Below are 22,552 nucleotides of genomic sequence, written 5' to 3'. Positions count from 1 at the left end.
TGGCGAGGGTTCACTAACTGAGTGTTGGTTCACACTTGGCCGTATTGCTGTCCGTGGCGTAGCCAGCGCTCCAGCAACGGGCTGACATGGTCCGGCCAGCGCTCCAGCAGGGCCTGGGCGGCATCGCGTACCGCCGGCAGGAGGTCGGCGTCGCGCATCAGGTCGGCGACCTTGAATTGCAGGAGGCCGGTCTGCCGGGTGCCGAGCATTTCCCCGGGGCCGCGCAGCTCCAGGTCCTTTTCGGCGATGACGAAACCGTCGTTGGTTTCACGCATGATGCCCAGGCGCTGGCGACCGATCTGTGAAAGCGGTGGGTGGTAGAGCAGCACGCAGTGACTGGCGGCGCTGCCGCGCCCGACCCGGCCGCGCAGCTGGTGCAACTGGGCCAGGCCCAGGCGTTCGGGGTTTTCGATGATCATCAGGCTGGCATTGGGTACGTCGACCCCGACCTCGATCACCGTGGTGGCCACCAGCAGTTGCAGGTTGCCGGCCTTGAACTCGGCCATCACCGCGGCTTTCTCGGGGGCCTTCATGCGGCCGTGGATCAGCCCTACGCGCAATTCGCCGAGGGCGCTGGAAAGGTCTTCGAAGGTGGTTTCCGCGGCCTGGCAGGTCAGTTCCTCGGACTCTTCGATCAGGGTGCAGACCCAGTAGGCCTGGCGCCCTTCCGCGCAGGCGGCGCGTACCCGCTCGATGACTTCGATGCGCCGGCTGTCGGTCACCAGCACGGTGTTCACCGGGGTGCGACCGGGAGGCAGTTCGTCGAGGATCGAGGTGTCCAGGTCGGCGTAGGCGCTCATGGCCAGCGTTCGCGGGATCGGCGTGGCGGTCATGATCAACTGGTGCGGGCACAGGCGGCCGCCCACGCCTTTCTGGCGCAGGGCCAGGCGCTGCTGCACGCCGAAGCGGTGCTGTTCGTCGATGATCACCAGGGCCAGGTTCTTGAACTGCACTTCGTCCTGGAACAGCGCGTGGGTGCCCACCACCATCGGTGTGCCACCGGCAATCTGTTCCAGGGCTGCGCTGCGGGCCTTGCCCTTGAGCTTGCCTGCCAGCCAGGCGACTTCCAGGCCCAGGGGCTCGAGCCAGCGCTTGAAGGTGATGAAGTGCTGCTCGGCGAGGATTTCCGTCGGCGCCATCAGTGCCACCTGGTAGCCGGCTTCCAGTGCCTGCAGGGCGGCCAGGGCGGCGACCACGGTCTTGCCGGCGCCCACGTCGCCCTGGATCAGCCGCAGCATGGGCTCGGGCTGGCTCAGGTCGTAGGCGATCTCGTTGCCCACGCGCTGTTGCGCGCCGGTGGGAGCGAAGCCCAGGTTCTTCAGGTACTTGACCGGCAGTTTCCTGGCCAATGGCAGCACCGGGGCGCGCTGGGAGCGCAGGCTGTCGCGCAGACGCTGCTGGGACAGCTGGTGGGTCAGCAATTCCTCGAACGCCAGGCGGTGCTGGGCCCAGTGGTGCCCCAGGGCCAGTTCGTCGACATCGGCGTCCGCCGGCGGGTGATGCAGGTAGCGGATCGCATCGTCCAGGGGCGCCAGCTGATAGTCCCGGGCCAGCTCTTCCGGCAGCCAGTCGGGCAGGCTGCGCGGGCCCAGCAGGGCCAGGCTCTGTTGGCACAGCAGGCGCAGGCGCTGCTGGGTCAGGCCTTCGGTCAGGGGGTAGATGGGTGTCAGGGTCTGGTCCACCGGCGGCGGCTCGTCGCCACTGATGGCACGGTATTCCGGGTGGTAGATCTCCAGGCCCGAGGCGCCGGGCCGGGCTTCGCCATAGCAGCGCACGCGGGTGCCGCGCTTCAGGCCGTCCTTCTGCGCATTGCTGAAATGGTAGAAGCGCAGGCTCAGGCCGCCGGTACCGTCCTGCAAGCGCACCAGCAGGCTGCGGCGCTTGCCCATGACCACATCGGCGCCACTGACGGTGCCTTCGATCACAGCATCCTGGCCAGGGCGCAGGGCGCCGATCGGCACCACGCGGGTGCGGTCCTGGTAGCGCAGGGGCAGGTGGAACAGCACGTCCTGAAGGTTTTCCAGGCCGACCTTGGCCAGCTTCTCGGCCATGGCTTCGCCGACGCCCTTGAGTGCCGTGACCGGCACTTTCGACAGCTCAGTCATTGCGAGCGCTTAACTCGCGGCGGGCGGCTTGGCCACCGAGCACAGGCGGATCGAGTCGGCGAGGATCTCGATGGCCTTGGGCCGCGGGAAGCTGGCGCGCCAGGCGATGGCCACGGTGCGGAACGGCACGGGCGGGGTCAGGGGGCGGACTTCGATCACCCCGGGGGCGTAGTGATGGCTGTCCACGGCCGACAGCGGCAGGATCGAGATGCCCAGGCCGGAGGCGACCATGTGGCGGATGGTTTCCAGGGAGCTGGATTCCACGGTGGTGTGCTTGGCGCCGTCGTTGCCCTTGGTCAGGGTCGGGCAGGCCTCCAGGACCTGGTCGCGGAAGCAGTGGCCTTCGCCCAGCAGCAACAGGCTCTTGTCGTTGAGCAGGTTGGCGTCGATGGTTTCCTTCTTGGTCCAGGGGTGGCCGCTGGGCATCAGCACATAGAAGGGTTCGTCGTACAGCGGCAGGGTCAGGACATCGGCCTCGTTGAACGGCAGGGCGATGATGATCGCGTCCAGCTCGCCGTTGCGCAGTTTGTCGCGCAGTACGTGGGTGAAGTTCTCTTCTATATACAGCGGCATCTGCGGGGCGACCCGGTGCAGCTGGGGAATCAGGTGCGGGAACAGGTAGGGGCCGACGGTGTAGATCGCCCCGACCTTGAGCGGTGCGGTCAGCTGGTTCTTGCCGGCCTGGGCCAGCTCACGGATGCCCTGGGCCTGCTCCAGGACCTTTTGCGCCTGGGCGACGATGGTCTCGCCCACCGGGGTCAGGCGCACGGCGCTCTTGCTGCGCTCGAAAATCAGCACGCCGAGTTCGTCTTCAAGCTTTTTCACGCCGACCGACAGGGTGGGCTGGCTGACATGGCAGCGCTCGGCGGCATGGCCGAAGTGCTGCTCTTGGGCGAGGGTAACGATGTAGCGCAATTCTGTAAGAGTCATAGCGGGCGTCCGTGAGGTTGCGGCCAAGCATAACGGCTGCAATCGATAGACGCACGTTATCAGACCGAGGGTGGAATGCGACACCCGCCAATGCCTGCTCCAGGCGGCACAAACGCGAAGGGCACCTTGAAGGTGCCCTTGCGGTGGATCAACGGCGGCCGCGGCTGCGGTCGATCTCGTAGTTGTACGAGGCGGTGATTTCCACGCTGCCGTTGTTGAGCATGTCTGCCGGTGGCTTGGGAAGCGGCTGGGCACGACGGATCATGTCCAGGGTGGCCCGGTCCAGATCGGCATTGCCCGACCTGCCCACCAGCTCATAGGACAGCACCTTGCCTTCGGCATCGACGACGAAGCGCAGGGAGTTGGTGCCTTCCTTGCCTCGACGCTGAGCCTCGCTCGGATAGCGCTTGTACTTGGCCAGGTGCGCCTGCAATTCCCCCTGCCAGTTAGCCTTGGCGGCGGCCTGGGCCGGTGACGGGCCAGGGGTCGCAGGAGCGGGCTGCTTGGACGGAGCCGGTGTGACCGGGGCGTCGCTGGGCTTTTCCTCGGAAGGCTTTTCCTTGGGCGGCTCAGGCTTGACCACCGGCTTTGGCGGTTGCGGCTTGGGCTTCTGCTTCACCGGCTTGGGTACCGAGATGGTCGGCTTCGGCGCTTCGGCCAGTTTCGGCAACGGCAGTTCTTCCACGGGGGCCGGCGGTTGTGGTGGGGTCACCACTTTCGGCGGCGCCGGTGGAGGCGGCACAGGGGCAGGTGCCAATTCCACCACCATGGCTTGGGGGGGGATGGGCATGGGCTGTGGCTTGGACCAGTTGAGGGCGAGCAGGATCGCCAACCCATGGACGCCCAACACCACCGCCAGGCTACCGCTGTAACGCGTCAGTCTTTGGCGCGTCGTGATCATTTCTTGGCTGCCGTCTCAAGTCCGACCAGGCCGACTTTCAGGTAGCCGGCCGCCCGCAGGGTGTCCATCACACTCATCAGGTCGCCGTAATCCACACCTTTGTCGGCCTGGAAGAAGATGGTCGTGTCTTTCTTGCCTTGGGTCCGGGCGTCGAGGATGGCGCCAAGGGTTTCAGCCTTGACTTCGTCTTCGCCGAGGAACAGGCGCTTGTCGGCCTTGACGCTGAGGAACACCGGTTTTTCCGGCCGCGGCGCCGGTTTGGCGCTGGAGGCGGGCAGGTCGACCTTGATGTCCACGGTGGCCAGCGGTGCGGCCACCATGAAGATGATCAGCAGCACCAGCATCACGTCGATGAACGGCGTGACGTTGATCTCGTGGTTTTCGGCCAGGTCGTCGCCTGCGCCTTCTTTCAAATGCAAGCCCATGGCTGATTACCCCACTTTCACCATGTGCGGTTGTGCGGAGCGCTCGTTCGGCTGGTGATCCAGGTCGCGGCTGACCAGCAGCAGGACCTCGGCCGAGGCGTCGGTGACCTGGGCCTTGTAGCCGGTGATGGAGCGAGCGAAGACGTTATAGATCACCACCGCGGGAATCGCGGCAACCAGGCCCAGGGCGGTGGCCAGCAGGGCTTCGGCGATACCCGGGGCAACCACGGCAAGGTTGGTGGTCTGGGTTTTGGCGATGCCGATGAAGCTGTTCATGATGCCCCACACGGTGCCGAACAGGCCGACGAACGGCGCGGTGGAACCGATGGTGGCCAGCACGCCGGTGCCGCTGCTCATGTTGCGGCCGCAGGCAGCTACCAGGCGCTCCAGGCGGAAGCTGACGCGCTCCTTGATGCCTTCCTTCTCGCGGCTGTTGGCCGAGAGGCGCATCTCTTCCAGGGCGTCGTGCACCAGCAGGTTGGCCAGGGTGCCCTCCTTGGTGGCGGTGGCGCTGGCTTCCTTGAGGGTGGTGGCCTTTTTCAGTGCGGCGATTTCAGTGCGCAGGCGGCGCTTGGCACCCATCAGCTCGAAGCCTTTGGCGATCCAGATGGTCCAGGTGATGATCGAGGCGATGGCCAGGCCGATCATCACCAGTTTCACGATGATGTCGGCGTTCTGGTACATGCCCCACGGCGACAGGTCATGGGCCATGCCCAGGGTGTTGTCGGCCTCCAGGACTTCAGGAGCGTCTTCGCCGATAGCGGGCTGGCCTTCGGCCTGGACTGGCTCGCCGGCCACTGGGGCTGCGGCTGGAGCGGTCGGGTCGGTGGCCGTATGTTCAGCGGCTGGAGCGGTCGCGGCAGGGGCTGCGGCGGTGGCTGGGGCGTGCTGGTCGGCAAAGGCTGCGGTCGGTGCCAGCAGCAGGCTGCACAACAGCGCTGCAACCGCGCTCATGGCGCGCAGCGGGCTTGGGCGTTTGGTTGGCGAGACGGAGAGTTGGTTGCTTGTCATGCTGGCCGGACCTGAGAGGAGAAAAGGGTGAAATGTCCTTCTAGGCCTCGCAGGGCCGAGAACAAAATGGGCGGTTATTATTGCAAGTAATTCTTGTTAACAGAAGTAATAGAGTATCTTTTTTTCCTTGATTGCTAGCCGTTCGTCCAGTGCGAGGGCTAGTCTTGACCTTTCCCAAAGGAGTTTTCTGATGTCCTCCCCCTCTGTATTGATCGCCGGTTGCGGTGATGTCGGGAGTCGCCTGGCGACTCAACTGCTGGCCGAGCAATGGCAGGTTTACGGCCTGCGTCGCAACGTATCGCGCTTGCCACAGGGGGTGGTGGGCATTGCAGGTGACCTGTTCAGCGAGCAATGCCCCGGGCAATGGCCGCAGAAGTCGCCGGACTATCTGGTGTATTGCGCGGCGGCCACCGAGCATGACGAAGCCGGATATCGCGCAGCTTATGTCGATGGTCTGCAGCATGTACTGGGCTGGCTCAAGCAGCGCGGCCAGGCGCCCAAGCGTTTGCTGTTTGTCTCCAGCAGCAGCGTTTATGAGCAGAAGGACGGTGAGTGGGTCGACGAGACTTCCGTGGCCGAGGCCCAGGCCTACTCCGGACGCATGATGCTGGAAGCCGAGCAGGTGGCTCTAGGCAGCGATATTCCCGCCACTGTGGTGCGCTTGACCGGCATCTATGGCCCGGGTCGCGAGTGGCTGCTGACCCAGGTGCGCCGGGGTTATCGCGTGGCGATCGAGCCGCCGCTGTACGGCAACCGTATTCACGCGGACGATGCCGCGGGCCTGTTGGCGTTCCTGCTCAAGGCGGACCGCAGTGGCACGGCGCTGGATGATTGCTATATCGGCGTGGACGATGCGCCCGCGCCCCTGGCGGAGGTCGTCGACTGGCTGCGCGATTACCTGGGCGTCACCGAATGGGCGGACGATGCCAGCGTGCGTCGTACCGGCAGCAAGCGTTGCAGCAATGCCCGGGCCAGGGCGCTGGGCTGGGTGCCGCGCTATCCGAGTTATCGCGAAGGTTATGCTGCGATTCTGACGACGCAGGGCTAAGTTGCCCGAGCAGCTTGGGGTCGCGGTCGAAGGCTGCGACCGGCTTCCCGAGGGCGTCGCTGCCGACAGGCCGAAGGTCCGGTGGACCTTGTCGCAGCCTGCGGCAGCGGCTACAGGGTAGTTACTGCTTTTCCAGCAACCACTGCTGGCTGCCCGGCGTCAGCGAGGGCACTTCATCCGCCAGGGCGGCATTCACCGCCTGGAAGATCTCCAGCTGTTGATCCTTGCGCACGAAGATCCAGGAGTTGCCCTGACCGTTGAGCTGCAGCCAGATGCTATCGTTGCCGCCGCTCATCGAGGCGCAGTCGCCAGCCAGGCACAAGGCGTAGCGATCGGCGCCCGGCAGGCCCTGGACGGCGCCGTTTGCCTGGAACTGCACTTCGTTGCCCAGGCCCGGTCCGTTGACGATCTTCCACTTGCCACCCAGATACGCCGAGTACAAGGCGCGCTCGAAGTTGGCGCCTAGCGGCGCGCCTTCGGGGGCGGGGTCTTTGGGGCGGTCGAAGACCTGCTCGGGCTCATTGTCGTTGGCCACTTGCAGCAGTTGCTTGCCGTTGCGCTTCAAGTCGGTGGCGGCGCTGCCATAGAACTCGACTTTTGCAGTGCTGGAACCGTCGCCGATGATCTTGCCTTCGACGGTTTCGAAACCGTTGGTGTAGCGGGCCTGGCCAGCCTTGGTATTGAGCTCCCATTCCAGGTTCGGGCCGTAGGCCTGGAGGGCTTCACGCAAAGGGCCGCCCTTGGAGGCTGCGTCGATCGCTACCTGATTGATCCAGATGCCGCCCACATCGTTTTTGGCGGGGTCGCTGGCACAACCGCCGAGCAGTACGGCGAGCAGCGAAACAGCTAGCGCTTGGCGCATGACGAAATCCTTTCAGAACGAAAACGGCGCAGCCTTGAGGGCTGCGCCGCGGGTGTTACTCGATGACCAGAATGGCATCCATTTCAACCTGTGCACCCTTTGGCAGGGCGGCCACGCCAATGGCGGCGCGGGCTGGGTAAGGCTGTTGGAAATACTTGCCCATGATCTCGTTGACCTTGGCGAAGTGGCTCAGGTCGGTGAGGAAGATGTTCAGCTTGACGATGTCCTTGAACGAACCGCCAGCGGCCTCGGCTACCGACTTGAGGTTTTCGAACACCTGGACGGTCTGGGCTTCGAAGCCGTCTACCAGCTCCATGGTCTTGGGGTCCAGAGGGATCTGGCCGGACATGTAGACGGTGTTGCCAGCCTTGATCGCCTGGGAGTAGGTGCCGATGGCAGCAGGTGCCTTGTCGCTGGTGATAACTGTCTTGGTCATGAATGACTCCTTGTAATGGACGGGCTACGCACGCATGCGGGTGATGCGGATGACCCCGGTCAGGGCGCGCAGTTTCTTGATCACGCGGGCCAGGTGTACGCGGTCGTGCACGCTGACCACCAGTTGGACCACGCTGATGCGACCATCGCGTTCGTCCATGCTGATTTTCTCGATATTGCCGTCGGCCGCGTTGACGCTGCTGGCCAGCAGCGCGATCAGGCCGCGTTGGTGTTCCAGTTCTACGCGCAGTTCGACGTTGAATTCGCCGGTGACATCCTTGGCCCAGGAGAGCTGGATGCACTTTTCCGGGTTATGGCGGATTTCGCTGATATTGCGGCAGTTGTCCAGGTGCACCACCATCCCCTTGCCGGCGGACAGGTGGCCGACGATCGGGTCGCCCGGGATCGGCGTGCAGCACTTGGCGTAGCTCAGCACCAGGCCTTCGGTGCCGCGGATTGCCAGCGGGCCTTCCGGGCTTGGCAGCTGTTCGCCTTCGCCCAGCAGGCGGCGCGCCACAACGTAGGCCATGCGGTTGCCCAGGCCGATGTCTTCCAGCAGGTCTTCGATCAGTTCCAGGCGGTATTCCTGGAGAATCGCCTGAATGCGTTCGGCCGGGACCTTTTCCAGGGAGCTGTCGAAGCCGTTGAGCACCTTGTTCAGCAAGCGTTCGCCGAGGCTGATGGACTCGGAGCGGCGCTGCAGCTTGAGAGCATGGCGGATATGGGTGCGGGCCTTGCCGGTGACCACGAAATTCAGCCAGGCCGGGTTCGGGCGCGCGCCCGGGGCGCTGACGATTTCCACTGTGGAACCGCTTTGCAGGGGTTCGGACAGCGGCGCCAGGCGACGATTGATCCGGCAGGCGATGCAGCTGTTGCCGACGTCGGTGTGAACCGCGTAGGCGAAGTCCACCGCGGTGGAGCCTTTGGGCAGCTCCATGATCCGGCCTTTGGGCGTGAACACGTAGACCTCGTCCGGGAACAGGTCGATCTTCACGCTCTCGATGAATTCCAGGGAGTTGCCGGCGCGTTGCTGCATTTCCAGCACGCCCTTGACCCATTGGCGGGCGCGGGCGTGAGTGCCTTTGGGCTGTTCGTCGCCACTGGATTTGTACAGCCAGTGGGCGGCGATGCCGTTATTGGCCATTTCTTCCATTTCCCGGGTACGAATCTGGATCTCGATGGGTACTCCGTGCATGCCGAACAGCGTGGTATGCAGCGACTGATAGCCGTTGGCCTTGGGAATGGCGATGTAGTCCTTGAAGCGTCCCGGCAGCGGCTTGTACAAATTATGTACAGCGCCGAGTACGCGATAGCAGGTGTCTACCTTGTCGACGATGATGCGGAACGCATAGACGTCCATGATCTCGTTGAAGGCCCGACGCTTGCCGCGCATCTTCTTGTAGATGCCGTACAGGTGCTTCTGGCGACCGCTGACCTCGCCCTGGATGCCGTCGATGGCCAGGCAGTGGCTGAGGGATTCCTCGATCTTGTTGACGATTTCCTTGCGGTTGCCCCGGGCGCGCTTGACCGCCTGGTAGATCCGCGCGGAACGCATCGGGTGCATCGCCTTGAAGCCCAGGTCTTCGAATTCGATGCGGATGGCATGCATGCCCAGGCGGTTGGCGATGGGGGCGTAGATCTCCAGGGTTTCCTTGGCGATCCGCCGACGCTTCTCGCCGGAAAGTACTTCCAGGGTGCGCATGTTGTGCAGGCGGTCGGCCAGCTTGACCAGGATCACGCGAATGTCGCGGGCCATGGCCATGGCCATCTTCTGGAAGTTTTCCGCTTGGGCTTCGGCCTTGGTTTCGAAGTTCATCTGGGTCAGTTTGCTGACCCCATCCACCAATTCGGCCACGGTTTCGCCGAACTGCGCGCTGAGCGCTTCCTTGGCGATGCCGGTGTCTTCGATGACGTCATGCAGCATCGCGGCCATCAGGCTCTGATGGTCCATGTGCATGTCGGCAAGAATGTTCGCTACCGCGAGTGGGTGCGTGACGTACGCCTCGCCGCTGCGACGGCGTTGACCGTCATGGGCTTGTTCGGCGTAGAAATACGCTCGGCGGACCAGATTGACCTGGTCCGTGCCGAGATAGGTCGATAAGCGATCGGCGAGGGCGTCTATGCTCGGCATGATGTCTCCTGCCGTAAGCTGTGATCCCGCGCCGTGCTACGTCGACCAGGCATAGGCTCAGACGGCCTCGTTGGACTCGTCCTCGAAAGCAGCGAAAAGCGGCTCATCTTCAACGATTTCGGCTTCGGCGATGGCTGCGTAGTCGATCAGGCCTTCAGCGATTTCGCGCAGGGCGACAACGGTAGGCTTGTCGTTTTCCCATGCTACTTTCGGCTCTTTGCCGCCGGTGGCCAGTTGACGGGCACGCTTGGTAGAGAGCATGACCAGCTCAAAGCGGTTATCCACGTGTTCTAGGCAGTCTTCAACGGTTACGCGGGCCATGGTCTTCCTCGTAGCAAATGCAATATGCGCGCTGCCCGGATGGGCGAGCGGACTCGACAGTTTAAAAAATCACCAGCGTTAAGGGAAGCGCTGATTTTTTAACCAAGCCCTTCAACACGCTGCAAGTGCCAATGTAAAGCGCTTGCAGCGGTTTTGGGAAGTGCTGTTTTAACCCAGGAGTTCAGCCAGCAATTTGCCGAAACGCTGCTGCTGGCGTTTCTGTTGCAACTGATTGGCGCGGAAAATCGCCTTCAGGTCGCCCAGCGCGTGGGCGAAATCGTCGTTGATGATCAGATAGTCGTAGTCGACGTAGTGGCTCATTTCGCTGACGGCTTCGCGCATCCGCCCGTCGATGACCTCGTCACTGTCCTGCCCACGGTTGGTCAGGCGCTGGTGCAGGGCTTGCAAGGACGGTGGCAGGATGAAGATCGAACGGGCCTGGGGCATCAGCTTGCGTACTTGTTCCGCGCCTTGCCAGTCGATTTCCAGAATCAGGTCGTGACCTGCGTCCAGGGTTTGCTGCAGGTGGCTTTGCGAGGTTCCGTAGAGGTTGCCGAACACTTCGGCGCGCTCCAGGAAGTCCCCGTGCTCACCCATCTTCACGAACGTCTCGCGGGAGACGAAGTGATAGTTCACGCCGTCCACCTCACCGGGGCGCATGGCACGGGTGGTGTGGGAGACCGAGACGCGAATCTCCGGTTTGGCGTCGGTCAGGGCCTTGACCAGGCTGCTCTTGCCCGCGCCCGACGGCGCGGAAATGATGTACAGGGTGCCGGTGCTGTGGGTCATGTCAGTTGCCTTACTCAATATTCTGCACTTGTTCGCGCATCTGCTCGATCAACACCTTGAGGTTGACCGCAGCTTGGGTGCTGCGCGGGTCGAAGGCCTTGGAGCCCAGTGTGTTGGCTTCGCGGTTGAGTTCCTGCATCAGGAAGTCCAGGCGCCGCCCGGCCGCGCCGCCGGACTTGAGCACGCGACGTACTTCAATGATGTGGGTGCTCAGGCGGTCCAGTTCTTCGGCGACGTCGCTTTTCTGTGCCAGCAGCACCATCTCCTGTTCGAGACGGGTCGGATCCAGCTCGGCCTGCATGTCGGCGAAGCGGTCGAGGATCTTCTGGCGCTGGGTCGCGAGCATCTGCGGGACCAGTTCACGCAGGGTCGCCACGTCTTCCTCGATGGAGGACAGGCGTTCGTCGATCAGCCTGGCCAGTTCGGCGCCTTCCCGTTCGCGGCCATTCTTCAGTTCCTTCAAGCCCTGGTTGAACAGGGCCAGGGCGTCACTGTTCAAGGCTTGCGGGTCAGTGGCGTCGGCCACCAGTACGCCCGGCCAGGCCAGGACTTCCAGCGGGTTGAGCGCGGCCGGCTGCTTGATCAGGCTGGCGACGGACTCGGCTGCAGCGACCAGTTGCGCGGCGCGCTCGCGATCCACCTGCAGCGGTTTGCCGGCGGTTTCCTCGATGAAGCGCAAGGTGCACTCGACCTTGCCGCGGGACAGGCCCTGGCGCAGGGCTTCGCGGACCGCGCCTTCAAGGTCGCGAAAGGCTTCCGGCAAACGCAGGTGCGGCTCCAGGTAACGGCTGTTGACCGAGCGCAGTTCCCAGCTCAGGGTGCCCTGAGTGCCTGCCCGTTCTGCCCGGGCGAAGGCGGTCATGCTGTGCACCATGGAGGTACCTCCGATTCAGCGCCGGCACCAACCGTGAGGGGGGTGGGCGGGCCTGATAAAGATGAATTGAAGCCGACAGGCTGCGAAGGCGCAGGATTGTAGCGCAGTGCGGTCGGAGCCCCCAAACCCTGGCGCTGCCAATGCATTGCAGCTCGTCGCAACAGGACTCATCCGCGGTGTAAATGCTCCTTTGACCTTTTTAGGCGTGCCCTGGCGCGGTTGCGGGCTTTATAATGCTCGGCAGTTTTCCGTCCCCGTACAGGTGTTCCCCTATGAAACGTCCAAGTGGTCGCGCCGCCGATCAGCTCCGCTCGATCCGCATCACCCGCAACTACACCAAACACGCCGAGGGATCTGTACTGGTCGAGTTCGGTGATACCAAAGTGATCTGCACGGTCAGCGTCGAGAACGGTGTGCCGCGCTTCCTCAAGGGCCAGGGCCAGGGTTGGCTGACTGCCGAGTACGGCATGCTGCCGCGGGCTACCGGCGAGCGTAACCAGCGCGAAGCCAGCCGTGGCAAGCAGGGCGGTCGGACCCTGGAGATCCAGCGCCTGATCGGCCGTTCGCTGCGCGCCGCACTGGACATGTCCAAGCTGGGCGACGTCACCCTGTATGTCGATTGCGACGTGATCCAGGCCGACGGCGGTACTCGTACCGCATCGATCACTGGCGCCATGGTGGCCCTGGTCGACGCCTTGAAAGTGATCAAGAAGCGCGGTGGCCTGAAAGGCGGCGATCCGCTGAAGCAGATGATCGCCGCGGTATCCGTTGGCATGTACCAGGGCGAACCGGTCCTGGACCTGGATTATCTGGAGGACTCGGCTGCCGAAACCGACCTCAACGTTGTGATGACCAGCACCGGTGGTTTCATCGAAGTGCAGGGCACTGCCGAAGGTGCGCCGTTCCAGCCGGCTGAACTGAATGCGATGCTGGCCCTGGCCCAGCAAGGCATGAACGAGATTTTCCAACTGCAGCAAGCCGCGCTCGCCGATTGATGGGCGCAGGTCTTCAGCAAGGAGAGCACCATGAGTGATGAACAACTGCCGCTGCCTACGCCGAGCCACGAAGTCCGGCAATGGGCGATGTTTTGTCACCTGTCCGCCTTACTGGGGATCTGGGTTCCTTTCGGCACACTGATCGGACCGTTGATTCTCTGGCAGATGAAGCGCGAAACCGATCCCTTTATCGATGCCCAGGGCAAGGAAGCACTGAACTTCCAGCTAACCGTCGCCATTGCGTCGGCGGTGTGCTTCCTGTTGATGATCGTGGTGATCGGGTTCTTCATGTTCGGCCTGCTGGCGATCGGAGCCCTGGTGCTGACCATCATCGGCGGAGTCAAGGCTGGCGAAGGGGTGCCTTATCGCTACCCCTTCACCTGGCGCCTGATCAAGTAGCTCGAGCAAGCACAAAAAAGCCGACAGCGATGTCGGCTTTTTTGTGGCGGTGAAAGGACGCTTAGATGGTCAGCGTCCAGTCATAGTCCACGATCAGCGGTGCGTGCTGCGAGAAGCGTGGCTGGCGCGGCAGGCGAGCGCTGCGGACAAAGCGACGCAGGCCGGGAGTCAGCAACTGGTAGTCGAAACGCCAGCCCAGGTTCAGCATCTCGGCCTGTTCGTTGTCCGGCCACCAGCTGTACTGGTCGCCTTCACGGCTGACTTCACGCAATGCGTCGACATAACCCATGTTGCCAATGATCTCGTCCATCCAGGCACGTTCAGGTGCCAGGAAGCCCGGAGATTGCTGGCTGTCGCGCCAGTTCTTGATATCCAGCTTCTGTTGCGCCACGTACAGCGAGCCACAATAAATGTACTCGCGACGTTTGCGCCGCTGTTTATCCAGATAACGGGCGAAATCGTCCATTAGCTTGAACTTCTGGTTCAAGTCTTCATCGCCGTTCTGCCCTGATGGAAGCAGCAAGGTCGCGATGCTGACCTTGTCGAAATCGGCTTGCAGGTAGCGCCCGTAACGATCGGCTGTCTCGAAGCCGAGGCCGCTGATGACCGCCTTCGGCTGCAACCGCGAATACAAAGCCACACCGCCTTGGGCAGGGACTTCGGCATCGCAGGCATAAAGGAAGTAGCCATCCAGTTGGAAGGCTGGGTCGTCCAGTTCAAAGGCAGAGGCGCGGGTGTCCTGCAGGCAGATGACGTCGGCATTCTGTGCCTGCAGCCAACTGAGCAAACCACGCTCCACTGCAGCCTGAATACCATTGACGTTCACACTGATGATCCGCATAAATGGCCCCAAAAATCACGTGCGTGTATGATACCCGAGCTCTACCTAATTAGCTAAATCCGTGGTATCTGGGGTTTTTTCATGCAGGCGTATCAGCGCGATTTCATTCGTTTTGCCATCGATCGCGGGGTTTTGCGCTTCGGTGAGTTCACCCTGAAGTCCGGGCGCACCAGCCCTTACTTCTTCAATGCCGGCCTGTTCAACAGCGGTTCGGCGCTGGCCCAGCTGGGGCGTTTCTACGCCGCGGCAATCGTCGAAAGCGGCATTCCCTTCGATGTGCTGTTTGGCCCGGCCTATAAAGGCATTCCTCTGGCGGCGGCCACTGCGGTGGCGCTTGCCGAGCATCACCAGCGCGATCTGCCCTGGTGCTTCAACCGCAAGGAAGCCAAGGCTCACGGCGAAGGCGGCAGCCTGGTGGGGGCTCCCTTGACCGGCGATGTGCTGATCATCGACGACGTGATCACCGCCGGTACGGCGATCCGCGAAGTGATGCAGATCATCGAGTCCCAGGACGGCGCCAAGGCGGCCGGGGTGCTGATCGCCCTGAACCGTCAGGAACGCGGCAACGGCGAGTTGTCGGCGATCCAGGAGGTCGAGCGTGACTTCGGCATTCCGGTGGTGAGCATTGTCTCCCTGACCCAGGTCCTGCAGTTCCTGGCGGATGATCCGGCGCTCAAGCAGCATCTGCCGGCGGTGGAAGCCTACCGCGCGCAGTACGGAATCTGACCTGTAGGAGCCGGCTTGCCGGCGAAGAGGCCTTTGGGCCTTGAGTTGCCCGCGTGAGTGCCTTCGCCGGCAAGCCGGCTCCCACAAAGATTGCGTCGATAAAAAAGCCCCCGCCCGGGATCCCGGGCGGGGGCTTTTTTGTGCCTGGTGCTTAAGGGCGCTTGCGGTTGCTGATCAGGGTGCCGACACCCGTATCGGTGAAGATCTCCAGCAAAATCGCGTTGGGCACGCGACCGTCGATGATCAGCGAACTGCCGACCCCGCCTTGCACGGCTTCCAGCGCGCAGCGGATTTTCGGCAGCATGCCGCCGTAGATGGTGCCGTCGGCGATCAGTTCGTCGACCTGCTGGGTGCTCAGGCCGGTGAGGACCTTGCCCGACTTGTCCATCAGGCCGGCGATGTTGGTCAGCAGCATCAGCTTTTCGGCTTTCAATGCTTCGGCCACCTTGCCAGCCACCAGATCGGCGTTGATGTTGTAGGACTCGCCGTTGGCGCCGACCCCGATCGGTGCGATCACCGGGATGAAATCACCCTTGACCAGCAGGTTCAGCAGGTCGGTGTTGATCCCGACCACTTCGCCCACATGGCCGATATCGATGATTTCCGGGGTGGTCATTTCCGGCGTCTGGCGGGTCACGGTGAGTTTTTTCGCCCGGATCAGCTCGGCATCCTTGCCGGTCAGGCCGATGGCGCTGCCGCCGTGACGGTTGATCAGGTTGACGATGTCCTTGTTGACCTGGCCACCGAGGACCATCTCCACCACGTCCATGGTTTGCGCATCGGTCACGCGCATGCCATCGACGAAGTGGCTTTCAATGGAAAGGCGCTTGAGCAGGTCACCGATCTGCGGGCCGCCACCGTGCACCACCACCGGGTTGATCCCGACAGCCTTCATCAGCACGATGTCGCGGGCGAAGCCGGTTTTCAGCTCCTCGCTTTCCATAGCGTTGCCGCCGTACTTGATCACCAGGGTCTTGCCGACATAGCGGCGAATATAAGGCAGCGCTTCGGATAGGACCTTGGCGGTATTGGCGGCGGCATCGCGTTCGATGGTCATTCAGGGCTCCGGTGCTTCAAACAATCAAAACGGTAGTTGGAGATCAGGTGCAACACGTTTCAGCTGGGTGTGGAACACATCCTTGATGCGCTGCAGTTCGGCTGCATCATCAGCCTCGAAGCGCAGCACCAGCACAGGGGTGGTGTTGGAGGCGCGAACCAGGCCCCAGCCCTTGGCATAGTCGACCCGCACCCCGTCAATGGTGGTCAGGTCGGCGCCTGCACCCCACTGCGCGTCGTGCAGGGCGTCAATGATGCTGAATTTGCTCTCTTCGGTCACATGGATATTGATTTCCGGCGTAGAAATATCGTTCGGGAAGGTGGCGAACAACTCTTCCGCGGTGGATTTTTCCTTGCTGAGGATCTCCAGCAACCGTGCGGCGCTATAAATGCCGTCGTCGAAGCCGAACCAGCGTTCCTTGAAAAACACATGGCCGCTCATTTCGCCGGCCAGTAGAGCGCCGGTCTGTTTCATTTTCTTTTTGATCAACGAGTGACCGGTCTTCCACATTAGCGGGCGACCGCCATATTCCTTGATCAGCGGAATCAGGCGTCGGGTGCATTTGACGTCGAAGATGATCTCCGCATCCGGGTTGCGCGCCACCACGTCCTTGGCGAACAGCATCAGCAGGCGGTCGGGGAAGACGATGCTGCCGGTGTTGGTCACCACGCCGACACGATCGCCGTCGCCGTCGAAGGCCAGGCCCAGGTCGGCGCCGGTTTCCTTGACCTTGGCAATCAGGTCCTCGAGGTTCTCGGGCTTGCCCGGATCCGGGTGGTGGTTGGGGAAGTTGCCGTCCACTTCGCAGAACAGCGGGATCACTTCGCAGTTCAGGGCTTCGATCAACTGTGGGGCAATCACCCCGGCGGCGCCGTTGCCGCAATCCACCACGACTTTCAGGCGGCGGGCCAGCTTGACGTCACGGATGATCTCCTCGGCGTAGCGCGGCAGGATGTCGACCTGGGTGACGCTGCCCTGGGCGCTGCTCAGGTTGTTGCTCTTGAGGCGCTCGTGCAGGGCCTGGATCTGTTCATTGGCCAGGGTGTCGCCGGCGATGACGATCTTGAAACCGTTGTAGTTCGAGGGGTTGTGGCTGCCGGTGAGCATTACGCCGGACTTGCCGGCCAGTACGTTGGCCGCGTAATACAGGGCCGGGGTCGGCACCAGGCCGACGTCGCTGACGTGGCAGCCGCTGTCGTGCAGGCCCTGGATCAGTTGCGCCACCAGTTCCGGCCCGGACAGGCGGCCATCGCGGCCCACGGAGACGTTCGGTTCACCCTGGGCCAGGCTCTGGGAGCCGATGGCGCGGCCGATCCAGTAGGCGGTTTCAGCAGTCAGGGTTTGCGGTACAACGCCGCGGATGTCGTAGGCGCGGAAGATGCTGTCGGGGAATTTCGGGGCGACTTTAGCTGCGTTGCTCATCACTGAGGGTGCTCCATCTGAAGGGGTGCAGTACGGCCGTGAGAGGACAGGCCGGCAGGCTCAAACTGAAGGGTATGACGGCGTTTTCAGCATAGAGTTCGTACTGCGAAAGTGCCATCTGACGGGCTCCGTCCCCTCCGGAACCGGTCAGCAGCCCGGCCTGGCGGGGGCCAGGCACCCTGCAAAAAAATGCTGGTCCTCGGTCCTTGATTGCTCTCGCAAGGGGGCGGAGCAGGCAGGCTGCCCACTCCTAGAGGCAGATCAGTGGCTGCCGGAGTGGCCGAAGCCACCTGCGCCGCGCTGGCTTTCATCAAAGGCTTCGACCACTTCGAAATGCGCCTGGACCACAGGCACCAGCACCAGTTGGGCGATGCGCTCGCCGACGGCGATGTTGAAGGCGGTCTGGCCACGGTTCCAGCAGGACACCATCAGTTCGCCCTGGTAGTCCGAGTCGATCAGGCCCACCAGGTTGCCCAGCACGATGCCGTGCTTATGGCCCAGGCCGGAGCGCGGCAGGATCAGCGCTGCCAGGCCCGGATCGCCAATGTAGACCGACAGCCCGGTAGGGATCAGCAGCGTCTGGCCTGGCTCCAGAAGGGTGTCTTCCTTGAGCATGGCTCGCAGGTCGAGGCCGGCGGAGCCCGGCGTGGCGTACTGCGGCAGAGGGAATTCGTTGCCGATGCGTGGGTCGAGGATCTTGGCTTGTAAAGCGTGCATGCGAGTTAAACCTGGTTCAGCCGTTCGGCGATAAAAGAGATCAGCTGGCGGGCAATCTTGCCCTTGCTGGTCTGGGCGAAGAGAGTTGCGTGCAACTCCCGGTCAATCACGCTGCAGGCGTTTTCCTCGCTGTTGAAGCCAATGCTCGGGTTGGCAACGTCGTTGGCGACGATCAGGTCGAGGTTCTTGTCCTTCAATTTGCGTGCAGCGTAGTCGAGCAAGTTTTCGGTTTCTGCGGCGAAACCGACACTGAAAGGCCGATCCGGACGGCTGGCAATGGTGGCCAGGATGTCCGGGTTGCGCACCATCTGCAGCAACAGGCCGTCACCTTTCGTAGGGTCTTTCTTTAATTTTTGTGGGGCGACGACTTCCGGTCGGTAGTCCGCGACCGCCGCAGAGGCGATGAAAACGTCGCATGGGATCGCCGACTCACAGGCCGCGAGCATGTCCCGGGCGCTGACAACGTCGATCCGCGTGACTCTATCGGGGGTTGGCAGGTGTACCGGCCCAGTGATCAGGGTCACCCGGGCACCGGCTTCAACCGCGGCCTCGGCCAGGGCGAAGCCCATTTTTCCTGAGCTATGGTTGGTGATGTAGCGCACCGGATCGATGTTTTCCTGGGTCGGCCCGGCGGTAATCAGCAGGTGCTTGCCGGTCAGCGCCAGATGCTGGAAACAATCGGCGGCGCACTGGGCCAGGTCGTTGGCCTCCAGCATGCGGCCCAGGCCGACATCGCCACAGGCCTGGCTGCCGGAAGCCGGGCCGAAGACCTTCAGGCCACGGCTTTGCAGCAGTTGGGTGTTGGCTTGGGTGGCAGGGTCGCGCCACATGGCCTGATTCATCGCCGGGGCGATGGCGACGATGGCATCGGTGGCCAGCACCAGGGTGGTCAGCAGATCGTCGGCAATGCCCTGGGCCAGGCGGGCAATCAGGTCCGCGGTGGCCGGCGCGATCAGCACCAGGTCGGCCCACTTGGCCAGCTCGATATGGCCCATGGCGGCTTCGGCAGCCGGGTCCAGCAGGTCGAGGTGGACCGGGTGCCCGGAGAGCGCTTGCATGGTCAGCGGGGTAATGAATTCACTGCCGCCCCGGGTCATGACCACGCGCACTTCGGCGCCCTGGTCGAGGAGTCGGCGAACCAGCTCCGCGCTCTTGTAGGCGGCAATGCCGCCGCCGACGCCGAGCACGATGCGTTTCCGATACAGCCGCTGCATAGGCCTGTCTTTCCGTTCAGTGATTGCTGCGTGGCATGCCCCCTCCCCAGGTGAAATACCACGCAAAAAAGAGGGGGCTAAGATAGCACAGCGCCCGCTGTCGAACAGCGGCGCCATGCACAGGGAGGTGTGATGAGTATTCGTGACTGGCCCGCGGCGGAGCGTCCGCGGGAACGGCTTCTGGAGCAGGGCGCCATCAGCCTTTCCGACGCCGAGCTACTGGCTATTTTCCTGCGCACCGGGGTGGCCGGTAAAAGCGCGGTGGACCTGGCGCGGCATCTGTTGCGGCGCTTTGGCAGCCTGCGCAGGCTGCTGGAGGCCGATCAACTGACCTTCACCCGCCAACTGGGGCTGGGCCCGGCCAAGTACGCCTTGTTGCAGGCGGTGCTGGAAATGGCCCGACGGCATCTGGCGGAGAAACTGCATCGCCAGTCCGCGTTGGAGAACCCGCTGGTGGTGCGCGATTACCTGAAGTCGATGCTGCGCCACGAGCCCCATGAAGTGTTCGGTTGCCTGTTTCTCGACACGCGGCATCGTGTACTGACCTTCGAAGTGCTGTTTCAGGGCTCCATCGACAGCACCACGGTGTACCCGCGGCAGGTGATCAAGCGCGCCTTGGCGCACAATGCAGCGGCGGTGATCCTCTGCCACAACCATCCGTCAGGCATTTGCGAGCCCAGCCCGGCCGACCGGGTAGTGACCCGACGTTTGCAGGAGGCACTGGAGTTGATCGATGTGCGGGTGCTGGACCACTTCATCGTGGGGGAGGGCGACCCGCTGTCGATGGCCGAGTACGGCTGGATCTGAATGCAGCCGGCTTCAAGGCCTGGGTGGGCCTTGAAGCCGGCCGGCAGTTCACTTGATGCTGACTTTCGAATAGTCCTGGCGCCCGAAGGGGCTCACCTGGTAGCCCTCGACCTGCTTGCGAGTCAGGGCGAATGCGGTCGGGTGTGCCAGGGGCAGCCACAGCGCCTGCTGCTGGATCTGGGTCTGGGCCTGTTGGTACAGCTTGCTGCGCACACCCTGTTCGCTGGTGGTCTTGCCGGCCGTGATCAGCTTGTCCAGGTTCTGGTCGCAGTAGCGGGCGAAGTTGGTGCCGGACTTGACGGCGGCGCAGGTGAACTGTGGCGAGAGGAAGTTATCCGGGTCGCCGTTGTCGCCAGCCCAGCCCATGAACAGCAGGTCGTGCTCGCCGGCCTTGGCGCGGCGGATCAGTTCACCCCATTCGATCACGCGGATTTCCGCCTGGATCCCTACTTGGGCCAGGTCCGATTGCAGCAACTGCGCGCCCAGGCTGGGGTTGGGGTTGAGCAGGCTGCCAGAGGGGCGGGTCCAGAGGGTGGTCTGGAAGCCGTTCTTCAGGCCAGCCTTGGCCAGCAGTTGGCGAGCCTTTTCCGGGTCGTGGGCGTACCCGGGCAGGTCCTTGGCGTAGCTCCAGGTATTGGGCGGGTAAGGGCCGTTGGCGGCTTCGGCGGTGCCTTCAAAGACCGCCTTGAGGTAGCTGCCCTTGTCGAAGGCCAGGTTGATTGCCTGGCGTACCTCGGGTTTGTCCAGGGGTGGGTGCTGGCTGTTGATGGCGACGAAGGCGGTCATGAAGGCTGCGGTGTGCTCGACCTTCAGTGCCGGATCCTCGCTGGCGGCCTGGACATCCAGGGGCTTGGGCGACAGCGCGATCTGGCACTCGTTGCGGCGCAGCTTCTGCAGGCGCACGTTGGCGTCCGGGGTGATGGCAAAGATCAGCGAATCGACCGCAGGCTTGCCGGCAAAGTAGTCGCGGTTGGCCTTGTAGCGGATCGAGGCGTCTTTCTGGAAGCGCCCGAAGATGAACGGGCCGCTGCCGATCGGCTGGCTGTTGAGCTTCTCCGGGGTGCCGGCCTTGAGCAGTTGCTCGGCGTACTCCGCCGAGTAGATCGAGGCGAAGCCCATGCTCAGGGTGGCGAGGAAGGTCGAATCGGCGTGGTCCAGGGTAAAGCGTACGGTCAGCGGGTCCAGGGCATCGATCTTCTTGATCAGGCTGGGCAACTGCAGGGATTGGGCGTGGGGAAAGCCGCTCTGGGCGATCTTGTGCCACGGATGGGCCGGATCGAGCATGCGCTCGAAGCTGAACTTGACGTCTTCGGCGGTCAGCTCGCGGCTGGGGTTGAAATACTCGGTGCGGTGGAACTTGACCTTGGGGTGCAGCTTGAACACGTAGGTCAGGCCGTCGGCAGAGACCTCCCAGCTGTCGGCAAGGCTGGGGACTACCTTGCCGCTATCGGCGTCGAACTCCACCAGGCGGTTCATCAGCACGTCGGCGGATGCGTTGGTGGTGGTCAGTGAGTTGTACTGCACCACGTCGAAGCCCTCCGGGCTGGCTTCGGTGCAGACGCTCAGCGCGGCAGCCTGGGCCAGGGGGCTCAGGAGAGGGGCGAGCAGGAGCGGGAGGGCGGCAAGACGCATGGTCGGGTTCCTTGTGCAGATCGAAAGCCCATCTGCGAGTGCAGTCTGGAAATGCCTTACCCTAGTGGGCTCTTTGTAAAATGACTATCCCTTTTGTATCGAGTGACGAAACCTCGGGCTCGGCCGGGGTTCCAGGCGTGATTTTCCGCAGGCATGACCGCGCCCAATGGCGGTTTTGTGCCTGGGGTTTCGGGAGAAATATATTCTGCGACGAGCGGTAGATTTCTGCGGTAGCCTTTGCCGCAGGCGTCCGGCGCAAGAAAATCAGGACTTTTCGTCATCCTGGGCACAGCGGTTGTTGTTGCTCTGGGGTCTTTCTGGTATAAAGCAGCGCTCTTTTCTAGGGGCCCGGTTCCTTCGCTTGTAGGTGTAGCCGGTAAGACCCTAAAGAAACGCGGCGCCTGGCGCCAAATGACTGAGAGATTAAGCGGCCAACCCATGCCGGGTTGGGCATGTGGTTTTAGAGGGCTGAGGCATGTCTAGAGTCTGTCAAGTTACCGGTAAGGGTCCGGTGACTGGGAATAACATTTCCCACGCAAACAACAAAACCCGTCGTCGTTTCCTGCCGAACCTGCAGCATCACCGCTTCTGGGTTGAGTCCGAGAAACGTTTTGTGCGTCTGCGCGTATCTGCCAAAGGCATGCGTATCATCGACAAGCGCGGCATTGATGTCGTGCTGGCCGAAATCCGTCGCGATGGCGGCAAGGTTTAAGGGAGCTAATCATGCGTGAATTGATTCGTTTGATCTCGAGCGCCGGTACTGGTCACTTCTACACTACCGACAAGAACAAGCGTACTACTCCGGACAAAATCGAGATCAAGAAATATGATCCGGTTGTTCGCAAGCACGTGATCTACAAGGAAGGCAAAATCAAGTAATTGATTTTTCTTCTGACAAAAAAACCCGCCT

23 protein-coding genes and 1 pseudogene are annotated in these 22,552 nt (G+C 62.7%); 7 read left to right on the top strand and 17 right to left on the bottom strand.

The genetic code is table 11. The annotated features are described in order from the left end of the window. Positions 1-29: 29 nt before the first annotated feature. The 5 genes from recG to exbB form a co-directional block, all read right to left on the bottom strand. Entirely contained in the window at positions 30-2,105 is a 2,076-nt protein-coding gene (gene recG, locus M2395_RS25415; RefSeq protein WP_123431110.1) for an ATP-dependent DNA helicase RecG, read from the bottom strand. 9 nt (positions 2,106-2,114) lie between these two features. Then, positions 2,115-3,035, bottom strand: coding sequence for a hydrogen peroxide-inducible genes activator (locus tag M2395_RS25410; protein WP_011064238.1), 921 nt, complete (start codon positions 3,033-3,035; stop codon positions 2,115-2,117). 148 nt (positions 3,036-3,183) lie between these two features. Continuing rightward, entirely contained in the window at positions 3,184-3,936 is a 753-nt protein-coding gene (locus M2395_RS25405) for an energy transducer TonB (protein WP_011064237.1), read from the bottom strand. Continuing rightward, positions 3,933-4,361 (bottom strand): TonB system transport protein ExbD, encoded by a 429-nt coding sequence (exbD, locus tag M2395_RS25400; RefSeq protein ID WP_011064236.1) that lies wholly within the window; start codon positions 4,359-4,361, stop codon positions 3,933-3,935. Before exbD ends, M2395_RS25405 begins: the two co-directional genes overlap by 4 nt. A gap of 6 nt (positions 4,362-4,367) precedes the next feature. Next, on the bottom strand, positions 4,368-5,372 hold the full coding sequence (exbB, locus tag M2395_RS25395) for a tonB-system energizer ExbB (protein WP_015637473.1): 1,005 nt from the start codon (positions 5,370-5,372) through the stop codon (positions 4,368-4,370). Positions 5,373-5,562: 190 nt separating this feature from the next. Between exbB and M2395_RS25390 the strand changes: the two genes are divergently transcribed. Further along, on the top strand, positions 5,563-6,420 hold the full coding sequence (locus M2395_RS25390) for an SDR family oxidoreductase (protein WP_041120390.1): 858 nt from the start codon (positions 5,563-5,565) through the stop codon (positions 6,418-6,420). A gap of 121 nt (positions 6,421-6,541) precedes the next feature. On the opposite strand, the gene M2395_RS25385 is transcribed toward M2395_RS25390, so the two are convergent. The 6 genes from M2395_RS25385 to M2395_RS25360 all read right to left on the bottom strand — a co-directional run bounded on the left by M2395_RS25385 (position 6,542) and on the right by M2395_RS25360 (position 11,832). Then, positions 6,542-7,282: a hypothetical protein gene (locus M2395_RS25385; RefSeq protein ID WP_041120389.1), complete on the bottom strand. Its 741-nt coding sequence runs from the start codon at positions 7,280-7,282 to the stop codon at positions 6,542-6,544. A 55-nt stretch (positions 7,283-7,337) separates the two neighbouring features. After that, on the bottom strand, positions 7,338-7,718 hold the full coding sequence (locus M2395_RS25380) for a RidA family protein (protein ID WP_041120388.1): 381 nt from the start codon (positions 7,716-7,718) through the stop codon (positions 7,338-7,340). A 24-nt stretch (positions 7,719-7,742) separates the two neighbouring features. Further along, positions 7,743-9,848: a bifunctional GTP diphosphokinase/guanosine-3',5'-bis pyrophosphate 3'-pyrophosphohydrolase gene (gene spoT / locus M2395_RS25375; protein WP_011064232.1), complete on the bottom strand. Its 2,106-nt coding sequence runs from the start codon at positions 9,846-9,848 to the stop codon at positions 7,743-7,745. Between the two features lie 57 nt (positions 9,849-9,905). After that, positions 9,906-10,169 carry a DNA-directed RNA polymerase subunit omega gene (rpoZ, locus tag M2395_RS25370; protein ID WP_007921129.1) on the bottom strand — a complete coding sequence of 88 codons (264 nt, stop codon included), beginning with the start codon at positions 10,167-10,169 and terminating at the stop codon, positions 9,906-9,908. A gap of 168 nt (positions 10,170-10,337) precedes the next feature. Next, positions 10,338-10,958, bottom strand: coding sequence for a guanylate kinase (gmk, locus tag M2395_RS25365; RefSeq protein WP_011064231.1), 621 nt, complete (start codon positions 10,956-10,958; stop codon positions 10,338-10,340). 10 nt (positions 10,959-10,968) lie between these two features. Next, positions 10,969-11,832 (bottom strand): YicC/YloC family endoribonuclease, encoded by an 864-nt coding sequence (locus M2395_RS25360; RefSeq protein ID WP_011064230.1) that lies wholly within the window; start codon positions 11,830-11,832, stop codon positions 10,969-10,971. Between the two features lie 272 nt (positions 11,833-12,104). On the opposite strand from M2395_RS25360, the gene rph reads away from it, so the two are divergent. Both rph and M2395_RS25350 read left to right on the top strand, forming a co-directional pair. Continuing rightward, on the top strand, positions 12,105-12,827 hold the full coding sequence (gene rph / locus M2395_RS25355; RefSeq protein WP_011064229.1) for a ribonuclease PH: 723 nt from the start codon (positions 12,105-12,107) through the stop codon (positions 12,825-12,827). 30 nt (positions 12,828-12,857) lie between these two features. Further along, a complete protein-coding gene (locus M2395_RS25350) occupies positions 12,858-13,226 on the top strand; it encodes a DUF4870 domain-containing protein (RefSeq protein WP_011064228.1) in 369 nt (122 codons plus the stop codon). Between the two features lie 61 nt (positions 13,227-13,287). Here M2395_RS25350 and M2395_RS25345 read toward each other — a convergent pair whose 3' ends face one another. Continuing rightward, positions 13,288-14,067 (bottom strand): exodeoxyribonuclease III, encoded by a 780-nt coding sequence (locus tag M2395_RS25345; protein ID WP_011064227.1) that lies wholly within the window; start codon positions 14,065-14,067, stop codon positions 13,288-13,290. A gap of 81 nt (positions 14,068-14,148) precedes the next feature. Between M2395_RS25345 and pyrE the strand changes: the two genes are divergently transcribed. Further along, complete coding sequence (pyrE, locus tag M2395_RS25340; RefSeq protein ID WP_011064226.1) at positions 14,149-14,793, top strand: orotate phosphoribosyltransferase; 645 nt, start codon at positions 14,149-14,151, stop codon at positions 14,791-14,793. Between the two features lie 151 nt (positions 14,794-14,944). Here pyrE and argB read toward each other — a convergent pair whose 3' ends face one another. From argB to coaBC, 4 genes and pseudogenes are all read right to left on the bottom strand, one after another. Then, a complete protein-coding gene (gene argB, locus M2395_RS25335; RefSeq protein WP_011064225.1) occupies positions 14,945-15,850 on the bottom strand; it encodes an acetylglutamate kinase in 906 nt (301 codons plus the stop codon). 24 nt (positions 15,851-15,874) lie between these two features. Further along, a pseudogene (locus M2395_RS25330) lies at positions 15,875-17,275 on the bottom strand (phosphomannomutase/phosphoglucomutase); the annotation flags it as partial. 258 nt (positions 17,276-17,533) lie between these two features. Continuing rightward, positions 17,534-17,989, bottom strand: coding sequence for a dUTP diphosphatase (gene dut, locus M2395_RS25325; protein WP_011064223.1), 456 nt, complete (start codon positions 17,987-17,989; stop codon positions 17,534-17,536). A gap of 5 nt (positions 17,990-17,994) precedes the next feature. Continuing rightward, positions 17,995-19,203: a bifunctional phosphopantothenoylcysteine decarboxylase/phosphopantothenate--cysteine ligase CoaBC gene (coaBC, locus tag M2395_RS25320; RefSeq protein WP_011064222.1), complete on the bottom strand. Its 1,209-nt coding sequence runs from the start codon at positions 19,201-19,203 to the stop codon at positions 17,995-17,997. Positions 19,204-19,335: 132 nt separating this feature from the next. Between coaBC and radC the strand changes: the two genes are divergently transcribed. Then, on the top strand, positions 19,336-20,010 hold the full coding sequence (gene radC, locus M2395_RS25315) for a DNA repair protein RadC (protein ID WP_011064221.1): 675 nt from the start codon (positions 19,336-19,338) through the stop codon (positions 20,008-20,010). A 48-nt stretch (positions 20,011-20,058) separates the two neighbouring features. Here radC and M2395_RS25310 read toward each other — a convergent pair whose 3' ends face one another. Continuing rightward, entirely contained in the window at positions 20,059-21,642 is a 1,584-nt protein-coding gene (locus M2395_RS25310; RefSeq protein ID WP_015637469.1) for an ABC transporter substrate-binding protein, read from the bottom strand. Positions 21,643-22,117: 475 nt separating this feature from the next. Between M2395_RS25310 and rpmB the strand changes: the two genes are divergently transcribed. Then, complete coding sequence (rpmB, locus tag M2395_RS25305) at positions 22,118-22,354, top strand: 50S ribosomal protein L28 (protein WP_011064219.1); 237 nt, start codon at positions 22,118-22,120, stop codon at positions 22,352-22,354. Between the two features lie 11 nt (positions 22,355-22,365). Beyond that, complete coding sequence (gene rpmG / locus M2395_RS25300; protein WP_003177274.1) at positions 22,366-22,521, top strand: 50S ribosomal protein L33; 156 nt, start codon at positions 22,366-22,368, stop codon at positions 22,519-22,521. The last annotated feature ends 31 nt before the right edge of the window (positions 22,522-22,552 follow it).

Origin of the sequence: Pseudomonas sp. BIGb0176, assembly GCF_024810175.1 — a bacterium.
GTDB lineage: Bacteria > Pseudomonadota > Gammaproteobacteria > Pseudomonadales > Pseudomonadaceae > Aquipseudomonas > Aquipseudomonas protegens.
The sequence above is the reverse complement of the archived record's forward strand: the minus strand, read 5'-3'. Positions and strand labels throughout refer to the sequence as shown.